This is a genomic window from Cupriavidus pauculus, from assembly GCF_003854935.1.
GTDB classification, from domain to species: domain Bacteria; phylum Pseudomonadota; class Gammaproteobacteria; order Burkholderiales; family Burkholderiaceae; genus Cupriavidus; species Cupriavidus pauculus_C.
Genome location: NZ_CP033968.1, coordinates 12658 through 32849, shown reverse-complemented (window position 1 = coordinate 32849; position 20192 = coordinate 12658). Strand labels below are relative to the sequence as shown.

Sequence of the window (20192 nt, the reverse complement as noted above, 5' to 3'; positions counted from 1 at the left end):
TCGAATGCGGGACGATCTCGGACCAAAAACTCAGCGCAGGAGGTTAGGATCGTGTTCGATAAGGACCGCTTCATCGAGGATTGCGTCAAGGCCGTCGCCGAAGGCTCGCAGGCCGTGCGCGAGGTGGTGGCAGAAGCTGTTGCCGACGGCGCCGGTATCTTCGCCGGGCTCGGCGAGCCGGAACACGCCGGCCTCTTACCGCTCTACACCTCGCCCGAGGTCACGGTCATCAATTTCGTCTGGGCACCGTGCATGAGCCTCATGCCCCACAATCACCGGATGTTCTCGGCAGTGGGCATCTATGCGGGACGCGAGGATAATGTCTTCTGGCGGCGGACGGCATCGGGTATCGAGGCAACGACAGCTAGATCTCTTGGAGTGGGCGACGTCGCTGTGCTCGACCGGGAGGCGATCCATTCTGTGCTGAATCCGATCGGCAAGATGACGTGCGCCATCCACGTCTATGGTGGTGACTTCTTCCATCCGACCGAGCCCCGCAGTCAGTGGGATCATGAGACCTTGGCCGAACGGCCCTGGGACGTCGACAAGGTTAAGTTGCTGTTCCGCGAAGCGGAGTCGCGGTTCCACACCGTGCAAATGGGCCACGCAACGGCAGGCGACGATGCATAGGGACATCGGTCGATGGGCTTAAGAATGAAGCTGTAGTTCGAAGACTTACCAAGAAACAGTTCCGCTACCGGTAACCTGGCGCTCGTAGATGCACATTGCACCACACAGGCAGTTTAGTGGGACAGTTCAACTCTCCGAAGCGTCAAACCGGAACTGAGTCTTCGGGGGACTTGTAGGCGCAAACATGTAGAGAAGACACTAGCCAGGTCGGCACCCGCGAAACAGAGGGGCAGTTCCGGATTCTGGTTCAGGGCGTCACTGACGACGCGATTTTCATGTTTTCGCCGGCGGGTATTGTGACCAATTGGAACGTCGGCGCGGAAGCGCGGTGGGTATTCATCGCGACGACGCGGACTATGCCACGCATCCGGTCAAACGCACACAGCGCAGGCCGAGAGTATTGACGCCATGGCGGCTAAGCCGTGCTGCACAGTGACAACGACGCCACATTCAACGTCACCACGGTGCTGGCGATACTGCTCTGGCCGCGGGCGGCACCGCTCATGGCACGCTTTTGGTTGCATCATTTGCGGCTATTGGAGTGGATTTATGCCCTTCCTCCCCGTCCTGCTTTGCCCTCCGCACCGTTTTGGTCACCACCACGCATTGTTAGTAAAATCACTCTAAAGTTCAAAGTACTGCCAACAGTCTGGCACCACCGACCGTCCGCCAGCGGACCACACGATCAATTGTTAAACAAGAAACACTTTAGAGCCCTAGGACGGGGAGGGATGCTCGTACTGGCATTGTGGGTCGCCCTTGCGTCGGCCATGATGTGGGATCAGGACTCGGAGCGGGATGCTGCTGAAGAACGGGCTGCTGCACTAAGCGATCTCTTAGCAGCACACACAACCCGTGTGCTGCGACAAGCGGATCAACTGGCCTGGATGGTCACGCAGGAAGTGCTGAAATCTGGGCCTAATATAGCCTTGGTCCCTTATGTCCAGGCAAAAGCGGTCCAGTTAGGCCTATTTCTGCAAGTTGCAGTAATCGATCAGCGTGGCATTTTGCGAGCCTCCACCGTCCCAGGATTCAAGCCAGTTGATCTTAGTGACAGGCCGCATTTTCGCGCGCACGTTAATGCTCCGGCATCCGGCTTGTATATCAGTGAGCCTCTCATTGGCCGCGCGAGCGGCAAACCATCCATTCAGTTATCCAAGCGAATTGAAGACAGTGAGGGCGATTTCCTCGGCGTGGTAGTGGTTTCCCTGGACCCGGCCTACCTGATACAGTTGTTCGATCAGTTGAGAGTGGGAGAACATGGCCAGGTACTGGTGTTTGGTGCAAGGGATTTCATCATACGGGCAGAACGCTCGTACCCGGACTCGCACTTCGGCGCGAAAATCCCATTAACTAGCGCTTTAGGACGGGCATTTGCGGCGTCTTCCACCGCTGGAAATTTTCGGGGTCCCAGTTTCGTGGACGGTACGACCCAGGCCATCGCCTTCCGATCGATCAAAGATTACCCGCTCGCTGTAGCAGTTGGCCTCTCCGAACCAGAGTACCTTGCCGGGTATCGTGCGCGACGCACCTTTCTGCTCATCGTAGGAATCTTGATGACGGCGCTGATTTTATATGCCTGAGCTTGCCCCCGCAAAACGAATCCCTTGCTGAGGTTAAACTGAAGCAAGGAGAGATGTGATGACAAGCAAGACAAAGCGGGCGCAGTACACGCTGGAATTCAAGCTGGAAGCGGTACGGCTGGTGAAGAGCGGGCAGAGCATGGCAGTGGTTAGCGCGACCCTGGGCATCAGAGCGCAGACGCTGCATAACTGGGTCAAGGCGGAGCGGGAAGGCAAGCTGACTGGTGCGGGTATGAAGCCGGTCAGCCCGGAGCAGATGGAGCTGGCCCGGCTTCGGGCGGAGGTGGCGCGCTTGAAGATGGAGCGCGATATTTTAAAAAAAGCCGCAGCATACTTTGCGAAGGAGTCGGTGTGAGGTATGCGTTCATCGAGCGAAACCGACGTTACTGGCCGGTCTCGGTCCTGTGTGAGCTGTTAGGGGTCAGCCCCAGCGGCTATCACCAGCGCAAGCAACGCACAGTAAGCACCGACAGGCCAGATAGAGGCCGACTCAGTGACGATGCCTTGTTGGCCCACATCAAGGCGATTCACGCCGGGGTCAAGGGGGAGTACGGCTGGCCGCGCATGTGGAAGGAACTGCTGGCGCGTGGGGTGCGGGTGGGCAAGGAGCGTGTTCGCAAGCTGATGGCGCTGCACGGCATCCGTGCCCGCCACAAGCGCAAGTACATCGCGACAACCAACTCGAACCACGATTTGCCGGTGGCCCCCAATCTGCTGCAACGCGACTTTAGCCCAGCAGCACCCAATCAAGTCTGGACGAGCGACATAACCTATGTGGCGACCGCCGAAGGCTGGCTCTACCTGGTGGTCATCATCGACCTGTTCAGCCGGCAGGTGGTTGGCTGGTCGATGCAACCACACATGAAGGCCGAATTGGTCACGGACGCGCTGCGCATGGCCTGGTTCCGGCGCCGCCCGGAAGCCGGTGTGATTGTGCACACCGACCGGGGAAGCCAGTATTGCAGCCATCTGTTTCAAGACGCCCTGAAGGCGTATGGCATGCGCTCGTCAATGAGCCGCAGGGGCGATTGCTGGGACAACGCGCCGACTGAGAGTCTGTGGGGGTCGTTGAAGGTCGCTCGCCTGCACGGTCGCCAGTTCGCTACCCGCCGCGCCGCAATGGACGAGGTAATTGACTGGCTTGGCTTTTATAATGCCAGCCGACTCCACTCGACGCTGGGCTACGTCAGCCCCATGACGTTCGAGAAAAACTGGTCCGCAGCTCAGCAACACCGGGCTGCCTAATTCCCTCGGTTATGGGATTCGTGGAACAGGGGCAAGGTCAGCCCGTGCAAAGCAGACCGCCCTGATGGATAGCATGCTCGGCGCCACGCTCGCCGCAAACGCCGCCAGAGACCGTGAAATGGGAAAGGCTGAGCGCATTGATGCACTTTTCCAGGCGATTCCCTATCCGGCAATGGGATTTGACAGGGGCGGGTGCGTCGACGGCCTCAATAGCCATGCGCTGCTGCTTCTAGAGGCTAGCCGGGCAGAACTGATAGGGACTCGAATTGAGAGCGTTGCCAAAACGCTCTTTCGGCATGACGGCAGCCTCGATCGAACATCCAAGGTACAGTCGCTTTGCGAGGCTCTGCAAGGAGAAGAAAAACAAACACTGATTTTCCCTATCGCCGATCAAACGACTGTTGTGTATGAAATCCAGGTCGATTCGCGCCGTGATGGCGGAACGTTGCTGCTCATCCGCGATATCACCAGCCACGCCGATTTACAGGAAAGCGAGCGGGATCTTCACATCACATTGCATGCCATCAGCGATGCGGTCATTTCCACGGACGCAGTGGGAAACGTGAAGCGTATAAACGGCATGGCCAGCCAACTCATCGGTCTGGGATGGGGCGAGGCGGTAGGCAGACAGGTGACCGAAGTACTGCGTTTGACATGCGCAGACGATGGTGGGACCTTCGTGGATCCCGTCAGCGAGGTCTCGCGCACCGGGCTACCGCTTAACCGCTCAGACTTGACGCTGCATGGCGCAGCAAGAGGGACACCAGTTGACATCATTCTTGGCGCGGCGCCTCTGCGCAATGATGCCGGGGTTTTCCAGGGCACCGTGCTGGTGATGCGCGATGTCAGCGTCGAACGTGCTGCGGAGAAGGCCCTTCAAGCAAGCGAGGATCGTTATCGCAGACTCATCGAGTTTTTGCCCTATGCCGTCATCGTGCAACGCAACGACAAGATCTGCTACGCCAACCCAATGGCCGTCAGTATGCTCAGGGCGTCTTCCGTTGATGCACTGCTGGATCGAAACATCCTCGAACTAGTCCATTGCACGGACCGTGACCTGGTCAAATCACGCATTAGTTTGCTACGCAAGCAGCGCATCAGTGTGCCAACCACCGCGGAGCGTTGGATACGCCTTGACGGCTCCTTACTGGAATGTGAGGTAACAGCGGTGCCTTATGACTGGGACGGTGAATCTTCAGCACTGGTGCTCCTGCAGGATATAAGTGCCCGCCGAATGGCCGAAACCCAGCGGGATCGGTTTTTCGAACTATCGATAGACTTGCAGTGCATCGCGAGCGAAGACGGTTATCTAAAACGTGTGAACCGTGCCTTTACCCAAGTTCTGGGGTGGACATCTGACGAAATTGCCCGCCAGCCCTATATTAATTTCGTCCATCCGGAAGACCGCCCGCGAACCTTTGAGATTGTGGCCTCGAGCAATGTCGGAGTGCTAGCTGAGCATTTTGAGAACCGCTACGTCTGCAAGGATGGCACATATCGTTGGCTGGCCTGGAATGCAGTACGAGAACCGGATGGGTATATTTATGCGATTGCGCGTGACGTCACCGACATCCGCGCCGCGCGTGACCAGATGTTGCTCGCCAAAGCCGAGGCAGAGTCCGCGTCGCGAGCGAAGAGCGCCTTCCTAGCGACCATGAGCCATGAAATTCGGACACCAATGAATGGAGTGGTCGGCATGATCGAGGTGTTAAGTCGCAGTGGGCTAAGCGAGAATCAATCCGATATCGCTTCGACGATCCGCCAGTCTGCTGCAACGCTGCTTCGTCTCATTGATGACATCCTCGATTTCTCCAAGATTGAAGCGGGGCGAATGGAAATTGAAAGCAACCCCGTGTCACCGCGTCAAGTCGTGGAGGGAGTGTATCTTGCCCTGCTTCCTGTGGCCAATGCAGCAGATGTCAGTCTGCATTGTGGTGTCTCAGACAACGTGGCTGAATGGGTACTTGCAGACGAAACGCGCTTGCGTCAGGTGCTGTATAACCTGGTCGGCAACGCCATCAAGTTTTCGACCGGCCGACCGACGGTAGCGGGATCTGTAGAGATCAGCGTCGATGTTATTGGAGCCAGCGAAGGAGAACCTGCCGCGCAAACCATCACTTTCTCTGTGACGGACAACGGCATCGGCATCGCAGGCGATGCGATTCCTCATCTGTTCGAGCCGTTTACGCAGGCCGAAGCGTCGACCACGCGGCGCTACGGCGGTACAGGCCTGGGCTTGGCGATCTGTCAGCGTTTAGTCAGAGCCATGGGCGGACAGATCTCGGTGACAAGTGAGGTCGGGATCGGTTCGGCCTTTTCAGCGATGCTTTCGTTCCCGATAGCACCCGCTGCTGCCAAGCGCGATGAAATGACCGCCAAACACCATCGGACATCGGCCGCCGAATCTAGCAAGATCCTGGTTGTTGAAGACGATCCTATCAACCAGAAAGTGATATGTGCTCAATTGGAGCTTCTCGGTTACCAAGCCAAATTGGTGAACAACGGTGCCGAAGCGATTGAGGAGTGGCGACGGTCCCACTATGGACTGATCCTGACCGATATACACATGCCAATCATGGACGGCTACGCGCTAGTTGGGGCGATCCGGGATGCCGAGGGCAATGGCGGGGAGACGCCAATTGTGGCACTGACAGCCAATGCCATGCTTGGCGAGAAACAACGTGCCTTAGCGGCAGGCATGGACGACTACCTGACCAAACCACTGCATCTCAATAGCTTGAAAGCCGCTCTCGAACGATGGCTTAAGCCTGCGTCACGGGGCGCTGTACTGACTCAGGAAGAGCAAAGAGGGTACGACCGCTCCATGAATGTGTCTGTTCTTCATGAGATGATCGGCGACGATCCCCAGGTCGTTTCTGAATTGCTATCTGCCTATGCTGAACAACTGCGAGAGATGCAGCCCAGACTGCATCAGGCACTGAGAAACGATAACCGCAACGAGGCCAGCTACCTCTCTCACCGGTTGAAGTCCTCCTCGCGATCGGTTGGCGCTTTGTCCTTGGGCGAGCTTTGCACGCAAATAGAGCGCGCCTGCAAGGAGGATTTGGACTTGGGCGAGCTTCTTGCATCGTTCGAGGACGAGGCATTACGAGTTACGCATGCACTTTCAACATTGCAGCACGAGATTCAGGCTAGCATAGCGATAGCCGAAGGAAGGAACTTACAATGAAAACCACGCTTGCCGCGGAAGTTGCTCTTATTGACGATGATGTATTCAGCCTCAGACTGCTGAGCCGGCAGCTTGAGCAGATTGGTTACGACAAGGTTACTACATTTGAACGGGCCAATGGTGCCCTCGCGCTGATCCAAAAAGAGCCACGTGCATTTCGGTTAGTGATCGCAGATCTGCAGATGCCCGAAATGGACGGCATCGAATTCCTCCGCCACCTTTCCGCCGCCGGTTATACCGGTGCCCTGTTACTGGTCAGCGGTGAAGGCGCGGGAATTCTCCAGACTGCGGAGCAGCTTGCCAAATTGCACGGACTACAGGTTATCGCCAGCTTGCCAAAGCCGGTTACTAAGAGACCGTTTCAAAAAGAGCCCCGGGGGGCTGTTAACCTTTTCGGCAAGCTGTTAACCTTGGCCATCTGAACAACTGGAACCGAGGGGATGAGCGCGCCGATCATTGATGATGAACTGTGGGCACTGATCGAACCTTTGCTGCCGCCGCCGAAACCGCGACGCAAGAAATATCCAGGGCGGCTCCCGGTTTCGAACCGGGCTGCACTGAACGGCATCCTGTTCGTGTTCAAGACTGGCATACGCTGGTGCGACCTGTCGACCAAGTTGGGATTCGGGTCGGGGCCGACCTGCTGGAGGCGCTTGCGCGATTGGCAGAAGGCCGGCGTTTGGAAGCGATTGCACGAGCTACTGCTGGCGAAGTTACGCGAGGCCGGCGAACTCGACTTCTCCCGAGCAGCCGTCGATTCATCGTCTGTGCGAGCCGTTGGGGCGGGCGAAAAACTGGTCCGAACCCCACGGATCGCTCGCGACCAGGTTCCAAGCATCACATCCTCGTCGACGCAAATGGCGTCCCCATCAGCGCAATCCTGACCGGGGCGAACCGCAACGACGTCACCCAACTGCTGCCGCTCGTCGACGCGATCCCGCCAATTCGCGGCGTGCGCGGTCGCCCGCTTCAAAAGCCCAAAGTCATCTACGCAGACCGTGGCTACGACTCCGAGCCGCATCGTCAGCGGCTTCGCGAGCGCGGCATCAAACCGGTGCTCGCCAAGCGCCGGACAGAACACGGCAGTGGCTTGGGCAAATTCCGCTGGGTTGTCGAACGTACTCACGCGTGGCTTCACAACTTTCGTCGTCTTCGCATTCGCTTCGAACGTCGAGCCGACATTCACGAAGCGTTCCTAAAACTCGGCTGCTCTCTCGTCTGCTGGAACATCTTCAGGCGCGCTGAGCCGTCTTTTTGAAACAGTCTCTAAGGCGTCGTTGGAGAGGGTCCTGCGCGATAGAAGGCTTGGGCCTGCCTGGCGTCCGCCCAAGATACCAGCACCCCGCTTTACAAGTGCAGATCTGGAGGCCGCGATTGAAGAGTCTGAAATTGTCGCGTATTACCAGCCAAAGGTCGACTTGGCGAATGCGACGCTGGTTGGCGTTGAGGCGCTGGCACGATGGAAGCACTCACACGGTGGCGTTTTGCCAGCCTCGCAATTTATGAATGCTGTTGAGGCTCATGGCCATGCCAGATTACTGGACAAGTCGATGCTTGCCCAAGTGCTCCTTCAGGCGAAAAGCTGGCAGGACTTGGATTTCGACTTGCCGATTGCACTGAACGTGCAGATGGAAAGCCTTAGCACATTCGGATTTCTTGATGACTTGGAGGATGCCGCCGCGGCAGGAGCTGATATCTCATGTTTGACGATCGAGCTTACCGAATCGCAGATAATGGCTAACCCGATTGTATCGCTTGAAGTGCTGGCCCGACTTAAGCTCATGGGGGTAACCCTGTCAATTGACGATTTCGGCACTGGTCATTCGACTTTGACCAAATTAAGAGATATCCCTTTCACTGAACTTAAATTAGATCGAAGTTTCGTGCGTAATGCCGGCCATGAAGGCAAAGCGATTTCCCAATCAATCATAGAGGCTACAGTATCTCTGGCTCACCGACTCGGCCTGCGCATCGTTGCCGAAGGTGTAGAGGATCAGGCAGACTGGGACTACGTGGGAGCTATAGGGTGTGACGTTGCACAAGGGTATTTTGTCGCCAAGCCCATGCCAGCAGAGCAAGTCCAATCTTGGGCCGAATTATGGAGCACTAAACAGCATGCTCACCTTCGTCCGGATGAGAGTGGATCTTGAAATATTTTGATGTCGAATCCCCACAATGTACAGAGCTTGATGGGATTACCAAGAACGCGCTGCTGCTACTACGGCCACTCTAGCGCTGCACTGCTCGGCTCTTGGTGTCGGCGGCAAAGTTGCTACGCCGCCCTGCCTTGACAGCCACCGGCGTCTGCCCCGCTAGCGCGCATCGGAACCGAAGTTTCCTTTCCAATTATCGGGTTAGCTGAGATGTGGAGGTGTGGCGGATTTTCACGATACCCACACCGTCAGATTAGGCGAAGTAAGACTAGGGAACGGCACCTTGGCCCGAGGTGGAGAATGGCTTTCTCATTTCGGATCAAATACTTAAGATCACTTTGGCGAAAATTTCACGAATTCCGGCCGACCCTCTGAACCCGCAGAAGGCCCGCATTCTGCTGATGCTGGCACTGACTCTTACCAAGGATCCGAAGCGCATCCAGGAGTACTTCCACACCTATTGACCGCGCTAGCGCGCCAAATCCAAAGGGCATTAAGGGCCGCTTCAAACAAGGCGGCCCTTCTTCTTTTTACGCCTGACACATGCGTAAACCCTGATACTGGACGCGCAACTTTACGTCCAGCGCTAACTACTATCACGTTGAGTAATAGTGTCATCACACATGCTGTTTTCCTGAAGTTCGCTGACTACACTGATCTCCAAGCTTGCATCGACAGCGGCAAGCGTCAGCAGCTCTACGAAGAAAGTCAGGAGACAGTTGTGAGTAATAAGGTTCTGTTGGAAGACCTGCCCTTGCGCAGGTTTCATGCGCAAGTCGCATTCAGTGGCACGGGCGGTCAGTTCAGCGACGGCTTCGTCCTTGGGATTATCGGTATCGCGGTAAGCATGGCCGCCGGCCCGCTGCAACTCGACGCGATGTGGATGGGGCTTCTTGGCGCGGCATCGCTCGCTGGCCTCTTCCTCGGAAGTATCTTTGCGGGTCCCTTCGCCGACAAGCATGGCCGACGCTCGATTTTCGCCTATGACATGGTCTTGTTCGCCGCTATCTCGGCAGCGCAGTTCTTTGTCACCTCCCCGACGCAGTTGCTTATCCTGCGGCTGCTGCTCGGTCTGATTCTTGGCGCCGACTACGTGGTCAGCAAATCGCTCGTCACCGAATACGCACCGCGCCGCTATCGGGGGCGTCTGTTGAGCGTGCTGGCGGCAGCATGGGCCGCCGGCTACGTGGGCGCTTACCTTGTCGGCTTCATGATGCGCGACCTGGGTCCTGATGCCTGGCGTTATATGCTCGTTGCCAGCGGATTGCCAGCGCTGCTTATTTTCCCGTTGCGCATGGGAGTTCCCGAATCGCCACTGTGGCTGATGAAGCGGGGCCGTCGCGACGAAGCCTTGGAAATTGTCCGTCGCAAGCTCGGACCGGAGGTTGACCTCGTTCAACCCGAACCGGTGGCAATGCAGCAGCGAAAGGGCGCCTGGGCGCAACTGTTCTCGCCTCGTTGGCGTCGCAACACCCTCGTGGGTTGCGTCTTTTATACGTGCCAGGTCATTCCGTTCTTTGCGCTCGGCACATTCTCACCGCGTGTTCTTGAGGCCCTCCAGGTCAAGGACAGCTTCGCCGGTGGCGTCGTGTACAACGTCCTGCTCTTCATTGGAGCCATCATTGGTCTGCTCCTGATCGATCGTCTGTCACGCCGTGCGTTCCTGATCGGGACGTTCTATCTTGCGGCGATCGCGCTGGCTCTCCTCGCATTCGGACACTTTGGCCCGATCGGGACAATGCTCGTCTTCGGTGTTTTCGCGTGTGTCCTTTCCGCAGCGGCAAACCTTGAATTCGTCTACCCGCCGGAACTGTTTCCCACTCATCTGCGCGCATCCGGGGTCGGCCTCGCTGTGGCGTCCAGCCGATTCGGCTCTGCAATCAGCACCTTCCTGCTGCCGATTGCCGTTCAGCAAGTAGGGATTCACGCAGCGCTTGGCGCGTGCGTGGCGGTGCTGGTGTTCGGCGGGGTGTTCTGCCACATGCTCGCTCCCGAGACCGGCAATGACAACCTGTCGGACGTAGGCGGTGCGAACGACTCCGAAGAGCCTCGCCCAGTCGCATCCACCACGCCCCTGAACCACTCCGTCGCGCGCTGACACGACACTTCCGGTTGCAAGGAGACCAAATGTCCTTTAGCAAGCCCATCGACATGAACGCGGTGCAGGTGTTCGTAGCAGTGGCCGAAGAAGGAAGCATGTCCGGCGCAGCAACCCGCCTGGGCATTTCCCAGTCGGGCGTCTCCCAGATGGTCCGGCAACTGGAGGACGACCTGGGCGTCATTCTGGTGAACCGTACGCGACGTCCGTTGTCCTTGACGCCTTTTGGTATCGCGTTGAAGAACCGTGGCGCGATCCTCACTGAGGAGATCGCAAATCTCAAGGCACAGGTTGTCGAAGCGGGGCGCGGCATCAACCCGGATCTCCGTATCGGTCTGGTGGACTCATTCGCTGCAACCTGTGGCTCTCTTCTGATTAAGCGATTGCTCGGCAAGACGTCCCAGCTCTCGATCCGCACGGGTCTGAGTCCCCAACAAGGCGAGGCGCTGTTGCGAAGAGACCTTGACTTGGTTGTCACCAGCGACCCGCTGATGGACGCCAACGAGGTAGTCAGATATCGCTTGTTTTCCGAGCGCTATCTGGTAATTACGCCGCGTGACCAACGGCATCCGATCAAGACGCTAGACGACCTGCGACCCCTTGCCAACGCCCTGCCGATTGTCCGGTTCAACCGGAACTCGCAGGTCGGAATGCAGGTCGATCGCTATCTCCGTCGGATCGACTTGCGGATGCCAAACCGACTGGAGCTCGACAACGCCGACGCCCTCACCTCAATGGTGGCCGAGGGAATCGGCTGGGCGCTGACATCCCCCATGTGCCTTTTGCAGGCCGTCGCCTATGCCGATCGCGTCTCGATCCACGTGGTGGAAGGTATGGGCCTGGAACGGTCTCTTTATCTGGTCGCCCGTCGCGACGAGTACACCACCTTTTTCGAAGACGCGTGCACGATCGCGCGCGAAGTCATCGAGACCTCCCTTCTACCCCGACTGCGGGATATTGGAAGTGGGGTCGACAAACTGATCACTCTAAATGAGAGGACAAACCATGAGTAATACCCTCAACAACGACGGCCGTACCGAGCGCGACTATGTCGGCGAGGTCAGCATCCCCGCCGACATGCTCTACGGTGTGAATACGGTGCGAGGCTTCCAAAACCTGACGGTCTCGCCTCTGAACGTCGCTCACTTTCCTGAGTTCAGTACGGCATTTGCCCAGTGCAAGTGGGCGGCCGCGCTGGCCAATCGCGACACGGGCGTCATCACCGCTGAGGAATGCGATGCCATCACGCGTGCGTGCGATGACATTGTTAGCGGCGCGTTTTCCGACTCGCTCATCGTCGACCTGATGGAAGGATCGGGCGGCACTTCGACCAACATGAACTTCAATGAGGTGATTGCCAATCGCGCTCAGCAACTCATGGGGAGCGAGCCGGGTAACTACGAGCTCATCCATCCGAATGATCATGTCAATCGGTCCCAGTCGACCAACGATGTCTATCCGGCAGCGATGAAGATCGCGACCTACGCGATGCTTGGTCCGCTGATCGATGAAGTCAGGATGTTGGCACGGTTGTTCGATCGCAAGGCGTACGAGTTCGCCGACATTCTGCACCTCGGCAGAACGTGCCTTCAGGATGCACAGCCTATGCGTCTCGGCCAACTCTTTGGCGGATATGCCTCCCTGACCCATCGCCTCGCGGAGGAACTGGTCGCAGTGCGCGACAAGCTTCGCACTCTGCCCCTTGGTGGCACCGCTATCGGCACGGGCTTCGGAGCCCCGGCAGGCTATCGCGCTGCAGTATATCCGCACCTCAGCCGCGTTACCGGGGTGGAATACCAGCCGCCTGCGGACCCGTTCGACGCGATGCAGAACATGGACGTGTTCTCCCGTGTGTCGGCAGAACTCCGCACCTGTGCGACCTCGCTGGCCAAGGTGGCAGCAGACCTTACCGTACTGTCTTCCGGGCCTGTTGGTGGTGTCGGTGAACTGCGCCTTCCCGAAGCGCAGGCGGGTTCGTCCATCATGCCCGGCAAGGTGAACCCGGTCCTACCCATGGCGATGATCCAACTGAGCTTTGCTGTGGTCGGTAACGACGTCGCAGTCGCGCAAGCCGTGCAGTATGGCGAACTGGAAATCAATCATTTTGAACCCGTCGTGGCATCCCGCGTCTTTGATAGCATCACGCTTCTGAAGAACGGCATCCAGCGATTTGGTGAGAAGTGCGTCGTCGGCATCCAGGCAGATGTGGCCCGTAACGAGAAGCATCTGCTCGAATCCATGGCAGTCGCCACTGCGCTCGTCCCGACGATTGGCTACGCAAAGGTCAGCAAACTTGCCCGCCAGTCCGTGGCCGAAGGGCGGCCACTGGTGAGCATTCTCGAGGAAACCGGCCTGCTTTCAAAACAGGAAACCCTCGAGGCGATCAAGAAGGCCTCGCATCCGGTCTTCAACCCCTGAGTGGTGTAACCGCCGCCAGGCTAGAAATGGCGGCGGGTTTTTAATGAATTTTGACGACAGAAGAATGGTTGAAAAGGAAGAACTACTTTCGATTCTGAAGGCAAGGAACATTCCCTTTGCCTACGAAGATCATGAGCGCGTGCTCAACATGGCGGAATCCAGTGAACTCCGACTTTCATTGGAGGGCACTCGCTGCAAGAATCTGCTCCTGCAGGACAAACAGGGACATGTCTACCTCGTTGTGACAACCTCCGAGAAGGCCTTGGATCTCTCCGCCGCGGCAAAGAGCATCGGCAGCAAAAGGCTGTCTTTCGCGTCTGCCGAACGTATGCAAGGCATGCTGGGCGTGCTCCCAGGTTCGCTTAGCCCTCTGGCATTGATCAACGATGTCGAGCCATCCATTGACCTGGTAGTCGATGCCGAACTGCAAGGCGAGCCGACCTTCCTCTTTCATCCTTTGGATAGCGCAGCGACGCTCTCAATTTCCAGGCTGGATCTGGAGGCGTTTCTTTCATCCACGGGGCATAAAATTGAGTGGGCCACGCTCGCGACGCGCTTGGCAGCCTAGCGTAACGACGTCGACCAGTTCGTCGAGCAGATGCAGCTTGGTGGCGCGGCTCCCTGTTTTCGCGCGATAGCTATCGCCAACGGAATTGTGCGGTTTCCTAATGCGAATGGCGATGGTGGAGGTCTGGATAGTGCGGGTGTTTGTGCACAAGCGCTTCGTGATGGTGCCGATGCCGGTGGGGTTCTCGGCCGTCCCAGGGAAAGTCGTGCGTATGCTGGTGGTGCTCGTCGTGCCGGTGCGCGTGAATATGATCGAGCGGCTCGTGGGTGTGCTCATGTTCGTGCCGCTCCCGCAAGTGCAACCACACCCCCAGCATCATCAACGTTGCGGCGAGCCAGAACGCCACGCTCGGCACCTCTGGCCAAATCGCGAACGAGATCACGACCCCAATCAACGGGGCTACCGAGAAATAAGCTCCCGTTCTGGCGGTGCCGAGAACGCGCAACCCTACCACGAACAGCGCAAGGCTAACGCCATAGCCGGCGAATCCGACCAACATCGCACCGGCTAGGACCGTTGGCGAAGGCAATGCCGCCCCCTGCGCCAGGGCCAACGCTGTATTGCAGAGCCCGGCGACCAGCCCCTTGATACAAGCCAGCAAGAGCGCATCGTTGCTCGACACCTTGCGCGTCAGGTTGTTGTCCACTGCCCAGCACAGGCAAGCCGCGACGATCAATAATGCGCCCATCGACAACTGCAGACTTCCTGGCTGCCAGGAGAGCAGCATACCGCCCGCAACGATGGCAATCATGCCGAGCACAATCTGCCGGTCGGCGTTTTCCTTGAACACGATCCAGGCAATCATCGCGGTGAACACTCCCTCTACGTTCAAGAGGAGTGATGCCGACGCGGCATTGGTTGACACGAGCCCGGTCATCAAAAGCCCTGGGCCAGCGACGCCACCAGCTAGGATGGCGCCCAATAGCCAGGTCCAATCAGCCTTAGGTATGCCGAGCTGCTCACTCGACAAGGCGGGTGGGTGCCACAGCCGTCGCGCCACGATCACCAAGGCAAGCCCGACGCCGCTCCCGAGATACAAGAGTCCCGCAAGCAGGATCGGTGAGACCGCGCCGGTCAGGGATTTTGCAAGGGGTGTACTGGCACCGAAGAGGAGTGCCGCCAATAGTGCTGGGGAAGCGGTACGCAGAGACATTGCCGTAGAACCTCAAACCGAGTAAGCACATTGTCCTTCCGCGCCAAAGGAAATGCCAGGCGTGACGGTATCTGGCAAGCAAGGGGGCTGCCTCGAATCCTGCCAGCAGACACGTTCGACCCGTCAGTCCGCGCGACCAAAGTGCGTCACCATTTGCGTTCGGTCGGCCTTCCTCCCAGTTCCAATATATCGTCGTGCGGAGTGATCGTCCGATCCTACTTCCATCGTCGAAGAACACGCTGAAACACCAAGCTATTCGGTAGCTGTAGCACGACCTCCTGTCCGTCTGAGGTAGCTTCCAGCAACGTCGTATAGACGAGGTTGATGTCCTGTACCCGTCCCTTTATCCCTGGCTTTTCTCCATTCTCGAGCAGCTCAACCGTTTCCCCGATGCGGAATGCCCCGGTAAAGTAGATCAGCAGCGCACAGAACAAGTTCGACAGCACACTCCACGCCGCGAAGAACGCGACAGCACCGACGGTCGCGAAGCCCGTGAATGCCGTCCACAGTACGGTACCGGATACACCCAATCGCTCCAAAGCCCACAGGGTGGCCGCCACGTAGACGATCGCCGCGACGACACGCAACGAAAGCGCGGCGACCTTGGCCGGTAGTAAATACGTTTTTGTCAGCTTCCGGAGCAACCGACTTGCGATGCGCACCGCTAGCCATGCAACCGCGCCTATCAGAACAACCTCAACTGCCGGGACCAGAATATCGAACCAATCTGCCATCCACGGGGGAAGGCTATCGTGTATAGCTTGAAGAAGTCTGTTCATACGCTCACGACACAAAACCTGCTCACGCGGCGACGCAGTGCCGGTAATCTAATTTGTTAGTCTGGTGCTGCCTGATTCAACCTCGCACGTTCGTGCGAAGGCGTGCCAAACCGTATCGAATCTACAGAGCACGCTCTATGAGCGGGGACGCAGTAATCATCGGTTCACCCCAACAAATCGCCCCAAAAATAGGCAACAAGCTGATGGCGATTGGCGAGGCCCGCCTTCTTGTACGGGCTGGCAGCATGCTCCCGTACGGTCGTATCACCGCACTGTAACGCATGCGCACATTCTTCGACGGAAAGCCCCTTCATCAGAAGCGTTGCCACATCCATCTCGGATGGCGTCAATTTCCACAGCTGGAACTGAATTCGCATCGACTGAAGGAAATTCCGCGTGACTTGGATGGACGCTTCGTCTCGCTCGATCATCGCCTGCTGTCGCGCCGCCGCACTGGCGGCAACCGCGCGCAGTTTCTGTAAGGAGCGACGCCGTCGCTCACGAATCACGAGCCAGGCCATTGCCATTATCCCTGCCGCGCCGACACCTGCCTCCGCAAATGCATGGGAATCAGTGGATTTGGTAGCGAGATGGTAGAAATCCCACGCCTGATAGGCCGAGATCATCAACAGAGCGGATGTCAATATCGACCGCATGACCCGAAATATTTCGCCATTCTGCTGCGTGGAGGAAACCACCAGGCATCGCAGTCCGCAACGGTCCGCACCTAGTCTTGTGAGCGGTCTGTCGACCTTCGTGAAAGTTCAACGTCAAAGCGGGAGCGGCGCGAGTCTACTATGAGAAAGATTGCTTGCGCATTGCGAAGCGATTACAGCCCCTGCGACTGGTATGGGGCCAACGCTGCGACGTTCCGCCTTCTTTTCGCTAGATACTCGTCAGTGGCTACGCCGTCATCATTTCGTAATCCCCCCGACAGGTAAGCCCCCTAGAATCCCCCTGTTCGCTTCCAGGGATCGAGGGCTCGGACGCCCAGCGACACTCCGGCCGGCCGCCACCCAATCGACTCCCAGTGCAAGTCGCATCTACTCCTCGCGGAGATCAAGAATGCGCCACGTGTTCTGCCACACGCACAACGTCACGAGAGCAACGCAACACCTCCGAGGCCCTGGCCCTTCGCTGGGGCTGACAGTAATTGACGAATATCGGTGGCGATTGTCGCCGAAACCTTGATGGGCAGTCTCTTGAAGCGAAAGATTCTCTTGGCCTTGACCATCGCGATCACGGTGGTCCTCTGGATTTCCACGCTATCCATGCGCCCGCTGTATGAGCCCGATGAAGGGCGATACGCCGAGGTTCCCCGCGAGATGTACGTCTCAGGTGATTGGGTCACACCACGCCTGAACGGCGTCAAGTTCTTCGACAAACCACCGCTCCAGTACTGGGCGACCGCTACCGCCTACGAGATCTTTGGCCCTTCCGAATGGACCGCCCGGATCTGGAGTGCCCTCGCAGGACTCTTGGGCGTCGCTGCCGCATGGTGGGCGGCGCGATTGCTCTACGGAAGCCAGATGGGCCTGGCTGCTGCACTAGCACTTGTTGGCGCCCCGCTCTGGATTCTTGGCTCGAATCTGACAACGACGGACATTGGCGTCGGTGCGCTTCTCGGAAGCGCAGCCCTGATGTTCACGGTCGCCTACCAGAAGCGAGAGCCTCGCCTGTTCCCAGCCGTCTGGTTGCTGGTTGGACTGGCTTTCCTCGCCAAAGGCTTGATCGCCGTGGTGCTGCCAGCAATCACGTTGTTGCTCTATGCACTGCTGACCGGGCAGATCTTCAGCTTCCTGAGCACCAAATTCTGGCGCTGGAGCCTGCTCGCCGTTGCGATTGCAGTGCCGTGGATCATCATGGTTTCGGTACGCAACCCGGAGTTTCTAAACTACTTCTTCATCCACGAGCATTTTGCAAGGTTCTCGTCTTCGGTGCATGAGCGAGACAAGCCCGTCTGGTTCTTCCTTGCAGTGGGTGCCGCCGGCGTCCTGCCGTTCATCGCTCTGATTCCCGGCGCCATCGCACCTCGGCCGGGATTGGCCCGGACAACGCGGAGCTTCGATTCCCAGCTATTTCTGTCGCTATGGGTGATCGTGGTGATTGGATTTTTCTCGATTTCCCGCTCCAAGCTGCCGCTCTATATCCTCCCCGCCTTTCCGCCGGCGGCCGTACTGCTTGCCCATCGGGCAATGGCCGTGAGTCGCCCCACCCTTGCCGCGAGCTTCCTCTCCTTGCCGCTGCTTGGCGTAGCGATCGCGTTTCTGCTGTGGCACCCGACACTGTCGGGTGCGGTGCTAAAGCGCGACGTCACTGACCCAGCATCGCTCCAGGTATGGGGCTCCGTCACCATGGCGATCCTGGTGCTGGGGGGCTTCCTGGCCTTTGGCATCGCTATGCGTGGCCGCAGGCTATGCGCGGTCGCCGTCGCGTCCCTGGCGACACTTGCCGGCCTACAGACGGGACTGCTGGCGTCGCGAGCATTTGAATCGCTTTCCATCAAGCCGATCGGCATTGAAGCCAAAGCTGCGGCCCGCATCAACACGGAACTGTTCAACGTCGGGCAGATTGACCGGGGCCTGGCATTCTATGCCGAGCGGGAGCCCACCATTGTGGGGGCCAGATCCGAGCTGGATCTTGGCTTCACGGTCGAACCCAACAAGTGGATCGCCGATGAAGCTGCGTTTGTACAGCGATGGACAGCCCCCGGCCACAAGCTCGCCGTCATGCGCAAGGACACGTTCGAGCGACTGAAGGCGTTGCTCGGAGCGGATACGACCGTGCTCAGCCGACATGGCGTCAACGTTCTCGTGCAGAAGCCATGACCATCCCGGCGCGTTTTGTACGATTTCTTGGCGCTGGCGCGACGGCTACTGCGTTGCACTATGCCGCGCTGATCGCGCTCGTCAGCTTTGGTGCGCCTGCGTTACCGGCGTCGGCAGCCGGTAGCGTCGTCGGACTGCTGAGCCACTATTTCATCAGCAGCCGATGGGTGTTCGTACGTGCTCACTCGGAGCGCGCCGCCTTCGTCCGGTTCATCCTGGTCTCGGTCCTGGCATTCCTGCTCAACTCAATTCTGATGTGGGCAGGACTGGCCGTCGGTCTGCATTACCTGATTGCCCAGATCGCCTCGACCCTTTTAGTCATGTTGGTCAACTACGTACTCCATGCAAACTGGACGTTCATGAATGGAGCGATGCGATGAATGATCCCACCCTGCCGACCGAGAAGATTTCGGTCGTCGTGCCGCTCTTCAATGAAGAGGCCGTCCTGCCCCAGTTTCATTTCCGGCTCCTCCGCGTCATGGAGGGACTGGGTTCCGACTACGAAGTCATCTATGTCGACGATGGCAGCCGAGACCGATCGTTGGAACTGGCGCACCGTCTGAAGGCCGATGAAGCGCGCGTGGGCATTGTCGAACTTAGTCGCAACTTCGGCAAAGAGGCCGCACTGACCGCAGGCCTCGATGTGGCAGGCGGTGACGCCGTGGTGATCATCGATGCCGACCTGCAAGATCCGCCGGAGTTGATTCCCGCCTTGGTCGACAAATGGCGAGAGGGCTTCGACGTGGTCTATGCCACGCGTACCTCTCGGGACGGCGAGTCGTTCCTCAAGAAGTTCACCGCGCACTGGTTCTATCGACTGATGGGCAAACTCAGCGACACGGAGATCCCGGCCGACACCGGTGACTTCCGTGTCATGAGCCGGCGTGCTGTGGCTGCATTGGGGCAGCTTCGAGAGCAACACCGGTTCATGAAGGGGCTTTACTCCTGGATCGGATTCCGTCAGACCGCGGTCATGTATCGGCGCGACGCACGGGCATCGGGAACGACCAAGTTCAACTACCGTAAGCTCCTGCGCTTTGCGGTGGACGGCATTACCGCCTTTTCCACTGTCCCGCTCAAGTTCGCGACCTCCATTGGCCTGCTTGTCGCCATCCCTGCATTTGGCATGGCTGCTTACATCGTCGGCAAGACGCTGCTCTATGGCGACCCTGTACACGGCTATCCATCGATGATGACCGTCCTGCTGATGCTTGGCGGGCTGCAACTCGTCTTTCTCGGAATACTGGGGGAGTATGTCGGGCGGCTGTTTAATGAGGTCAAGCGACGCCCGGTGTATCTCGTTGCGAGCTATGCAGCGCCCGCAGGCACCGAGCCTAGCGTCAGCGGCGTAGTTCAGGAACCGCGGCAGCCAGCAAGGACCCCAATGGCGCCTGCAGCCATCTTCCACGCACCGGGTAGATCTCAGGGTGAAGAGCCGGATCTGGCGGACGGCCGGCACCAAGCCTCCGCTCTAACCGAGAAGCTGGCCTCGGTTCGTTAGCCGGCTGAAGACGTGCGCGACGCCCGCAGATGGCGAGCAAGCGTCG

Annotated in this window: 17 protein-coding genes and 1 pseudogene; 15 read left to right on the top strand and 3 right to left on the bottom strand. The window is 58.2% G+C overall.

The genetic code is table 11. The features are described from left to right. Window positions 1–51: 51 nt before the first annotated feature. The 12 genes and pseudogenes from EHF44_RS00155 (at window position 52) to EHF44_RS00100 (ending at window position 13885) form a co-directional block, all read left to right on the top strand. On the top strand, window positions 52–630 hold the full coding sequence (locus tag EHF44_RS00155; protein ID WP_124682084.1) for a hypothetical protein: 579 nt from the start codon (window positions 52–54) through the stop codon (window positions 628–630). A 422-nt stretch (window positions 631–1052) separates the two neighbouring features. Next, a complete protein-coding gene (locus tag EHF44_RS00150) occupies window positions 1053–2213 on the top strand; it encodes a cache domain-containing protein (RefSeq protein WP_124682083.1) in 1161 nt (386 codons plus the stop codon). A 58-nt stretch (window positions 2214–2271) separates the two neighbouring features. Beyond that, window positions 2272–3458 (top strand): IS3-like element ISRme13 family transposase gene (locus EHF44_RS00145; RefSeq protein ID WP_085960481.1). Its coding sequence is split into 2 segments (ribosomal slippage): window positions 2272–2527 and window positions 2527–3458, totalling 1188 coding nucleotides; the frame shifts between segments, so codons are not numbered across the junction. Between the two features lie 64 nt (window positions 3459–3522). Further along, window positions 3523–6648: a PAS domain-containing protein gene (locus tag EHF44_RS00140; RefSeq protein ID WP_124682082.1), complete on the top strand. Its 3126-nt coding sequence runs from the start codon at window positions 3523–3525 to the stop codon at window positions 6646–6648. Next, the gene (locus EHF44_RS00135; protein WP_124682081.1) at window positions 6645–7070 is read left to right on the top strand and encodes a response regulator; all 426 of its coding nucleotides are present in this window, start codon (window positions 6645–6647) and stop codon (window positions 7068–7070) included. Before EHF44_RS00140 ends, EHF44_RS00135 begins: the two co-directional genes overlap by 4 nt. An 18-nt stretch (window positions 7071–7088) precedes the next feature. Then, window positions 7089–7906, top strand: a protein-coding gene (locus tag EHF44_RS00130) for an IS5-like element ISJp4 family transposase (protein ID WP_086004422.1) whose coding sequence is annotated in 2 segments (ribosomal slippage) — window positions 7089–7437 and window positions 7437–7906 — 819 coding nt in all. Because the reading frame shifts where the segments join, the coding sequence is not laid out codon by codon here. A gap of 19 nt (window positions 7907–7925) precedes the next feature. Then, a complete protein-coding gene (locus tag EHF44_RS00125; RefSeq protein ID WP_172965988.1) occupies window positions 7926–8798 on the top strand; it encodes an EAL domain-containing protein in 873 nt (290 codons plus the stop codon). A 365-nt stretch (window positions 8799–9163) separates the two neighbouring features. Then, window positions 9164–9265: pseudogene (locus EHF44_RS28575) on the top strand (hypothetical protein); the annotation flags it as partial. A gap of 137 nt (window positions 9266–9402) precedes the next feature. Continuing rightward, entirely contained in the window at window positions 9403–10899 is a 1497-nt protein-coding gene (locus EHF44_RS00115) for an MFS transporter (RefSeq protein ID WP_200876193.1), read from the top strand. 29 nt (window positions 10900–10928) lie between these two features. Further along, window positions 10929–11912: a LysR family transcriptional regulator gene (locus tag EHF44_RS00110; protein ID WP_017510549.1), complete on the top strand. Its 984-nt coding sequence runs from the start codon at window positions 10929–10931 to the stop codon at window positions 11910–11912. Then, window positions 11905–13317 carry an aspartate ammonia-lyase gene (locus EHF44_RS00105; RefSeq protein ID WP_017510548.1) on the top strand — a complete coding sequence of 471 codons (1413 nt, stop codon included), beginning with the start codon at window positions 11905–11907 and terminating at the stop codon, window positions 13315–13317. Before EHF44_RS00110 ends, EHF44_RS00105 begins: the two co-directional genes overlap by 8 nt. Before the next feature lie 43 nt (window positions 13318–13360). Beyond that, the gene (locus tag EHF44_RS00100; protein WP_017510547.1) at window positions 13361–13885 is read left to right on the top strand and encodes a prolyl-tRNA synthetase associated domain-containing protein; all 525 of its coding nucleotides are present in this window, start codon (window positions 13361–13363) and stop codon (window positions 13883–13885) included. 97 nt (window positions 13886–13982) lie between these two features. On the opposite strand, the gene EHF44_RS00095 is transcribed toward EHF44_RS00100, so the two are convergent. The 3 genes from EHF44_RS00095 to EHF44_RS00085 all read right to left on the bottom strand — a co-directional run bounded on the left by EHF44_RS00095 (window position 13983) and on the right by EHF44_RS00085 (window position 16443). Further along, on the bottom strand, window positions 13983–15038 hold the full coding sequence (locus EHF44_RS00095) for a DMT family transporter (RefSeq protein ID WP_029309117.1): 1056 nt from the start codon (window positions 15036–15038) through the stop codon (window positions 13983–13985). Between the two features lie 215 nt (window positions 15039–15253). Beyond that, a complete protein-coding gene (locus tag EHF44_RS00090; RefSeq protein WP_017510545.1) occupies window positions 15254–15817 on the bottom strand; it encodes a mechanosensitive ion channel family protein in 564 nt (187 codons plus the stop codon). A 164-nt stretch (window positions 15818–15981) separates the two neighbouring features. Beyond that, the gene (locus EHF44_RS00085) at window positions 15982–16443 is read right to left on the bottom strand and encodes a helix-turn-helix transcriptional regulator (RefSeq protein ID WP_029309116.1); all 462 of its coding nucleotides are present in this window, start codon (window positions 16441–16443) and stop codon (window positions 15982–15984) included. 564 nt (window positions 16444–17007) lie between these two features. Between EHF44_RS00085 and EHF44_RS00080 the strand changes: the two genes are divergently transcribed. From EHF44_RS00080 to EHF44_RS00070, 3 genes are read left to right on the top strand one after another with little or no spacing between them, the layout of a single operon-like run. Further along, the gene (locus EHF44_RS00080) at window positions 17008–18645 is read left to right on the top strand and encodes an ArnT family glycosyltransferase (protein WP_017510543.1); all 1638 of its coding nucleotides are present in this window, start codon (window positions 17008–17010) and stop codon (window positions 18643–18645) included. Further along, on the top strand, window positions 18642–19025 hold the full coding sequence (locus EHF44_RS00075; protein ID WP_017510542.1) for a GtrA family protein: 384 nt from the start codon (window positions 18642–18644) through the stop codon (window positions 19023–19025). The genes EHF44_RS00080 and EHF44_RS00075 overlap by 4 nt, the downstream gene beginning before the upstream one ends. Beyond that, window positions 19022–20146, top strand: coding sequence for a glycosyltransferase family 2 protein (locus tag EHF44_RS00070; protein ID WP_017510541.1), 1125 nt, complete (start codon window positions 19022–19024; stop codon window positions 20144–20146). The genes EHF44_RS00075 and EHF44_RS00070 overlap by 4 nt, the downstream gene beginning before the upstream one ends. The last annotated feature ends 46 nt before the right edge of the window (window positions 20147–20192 follow it).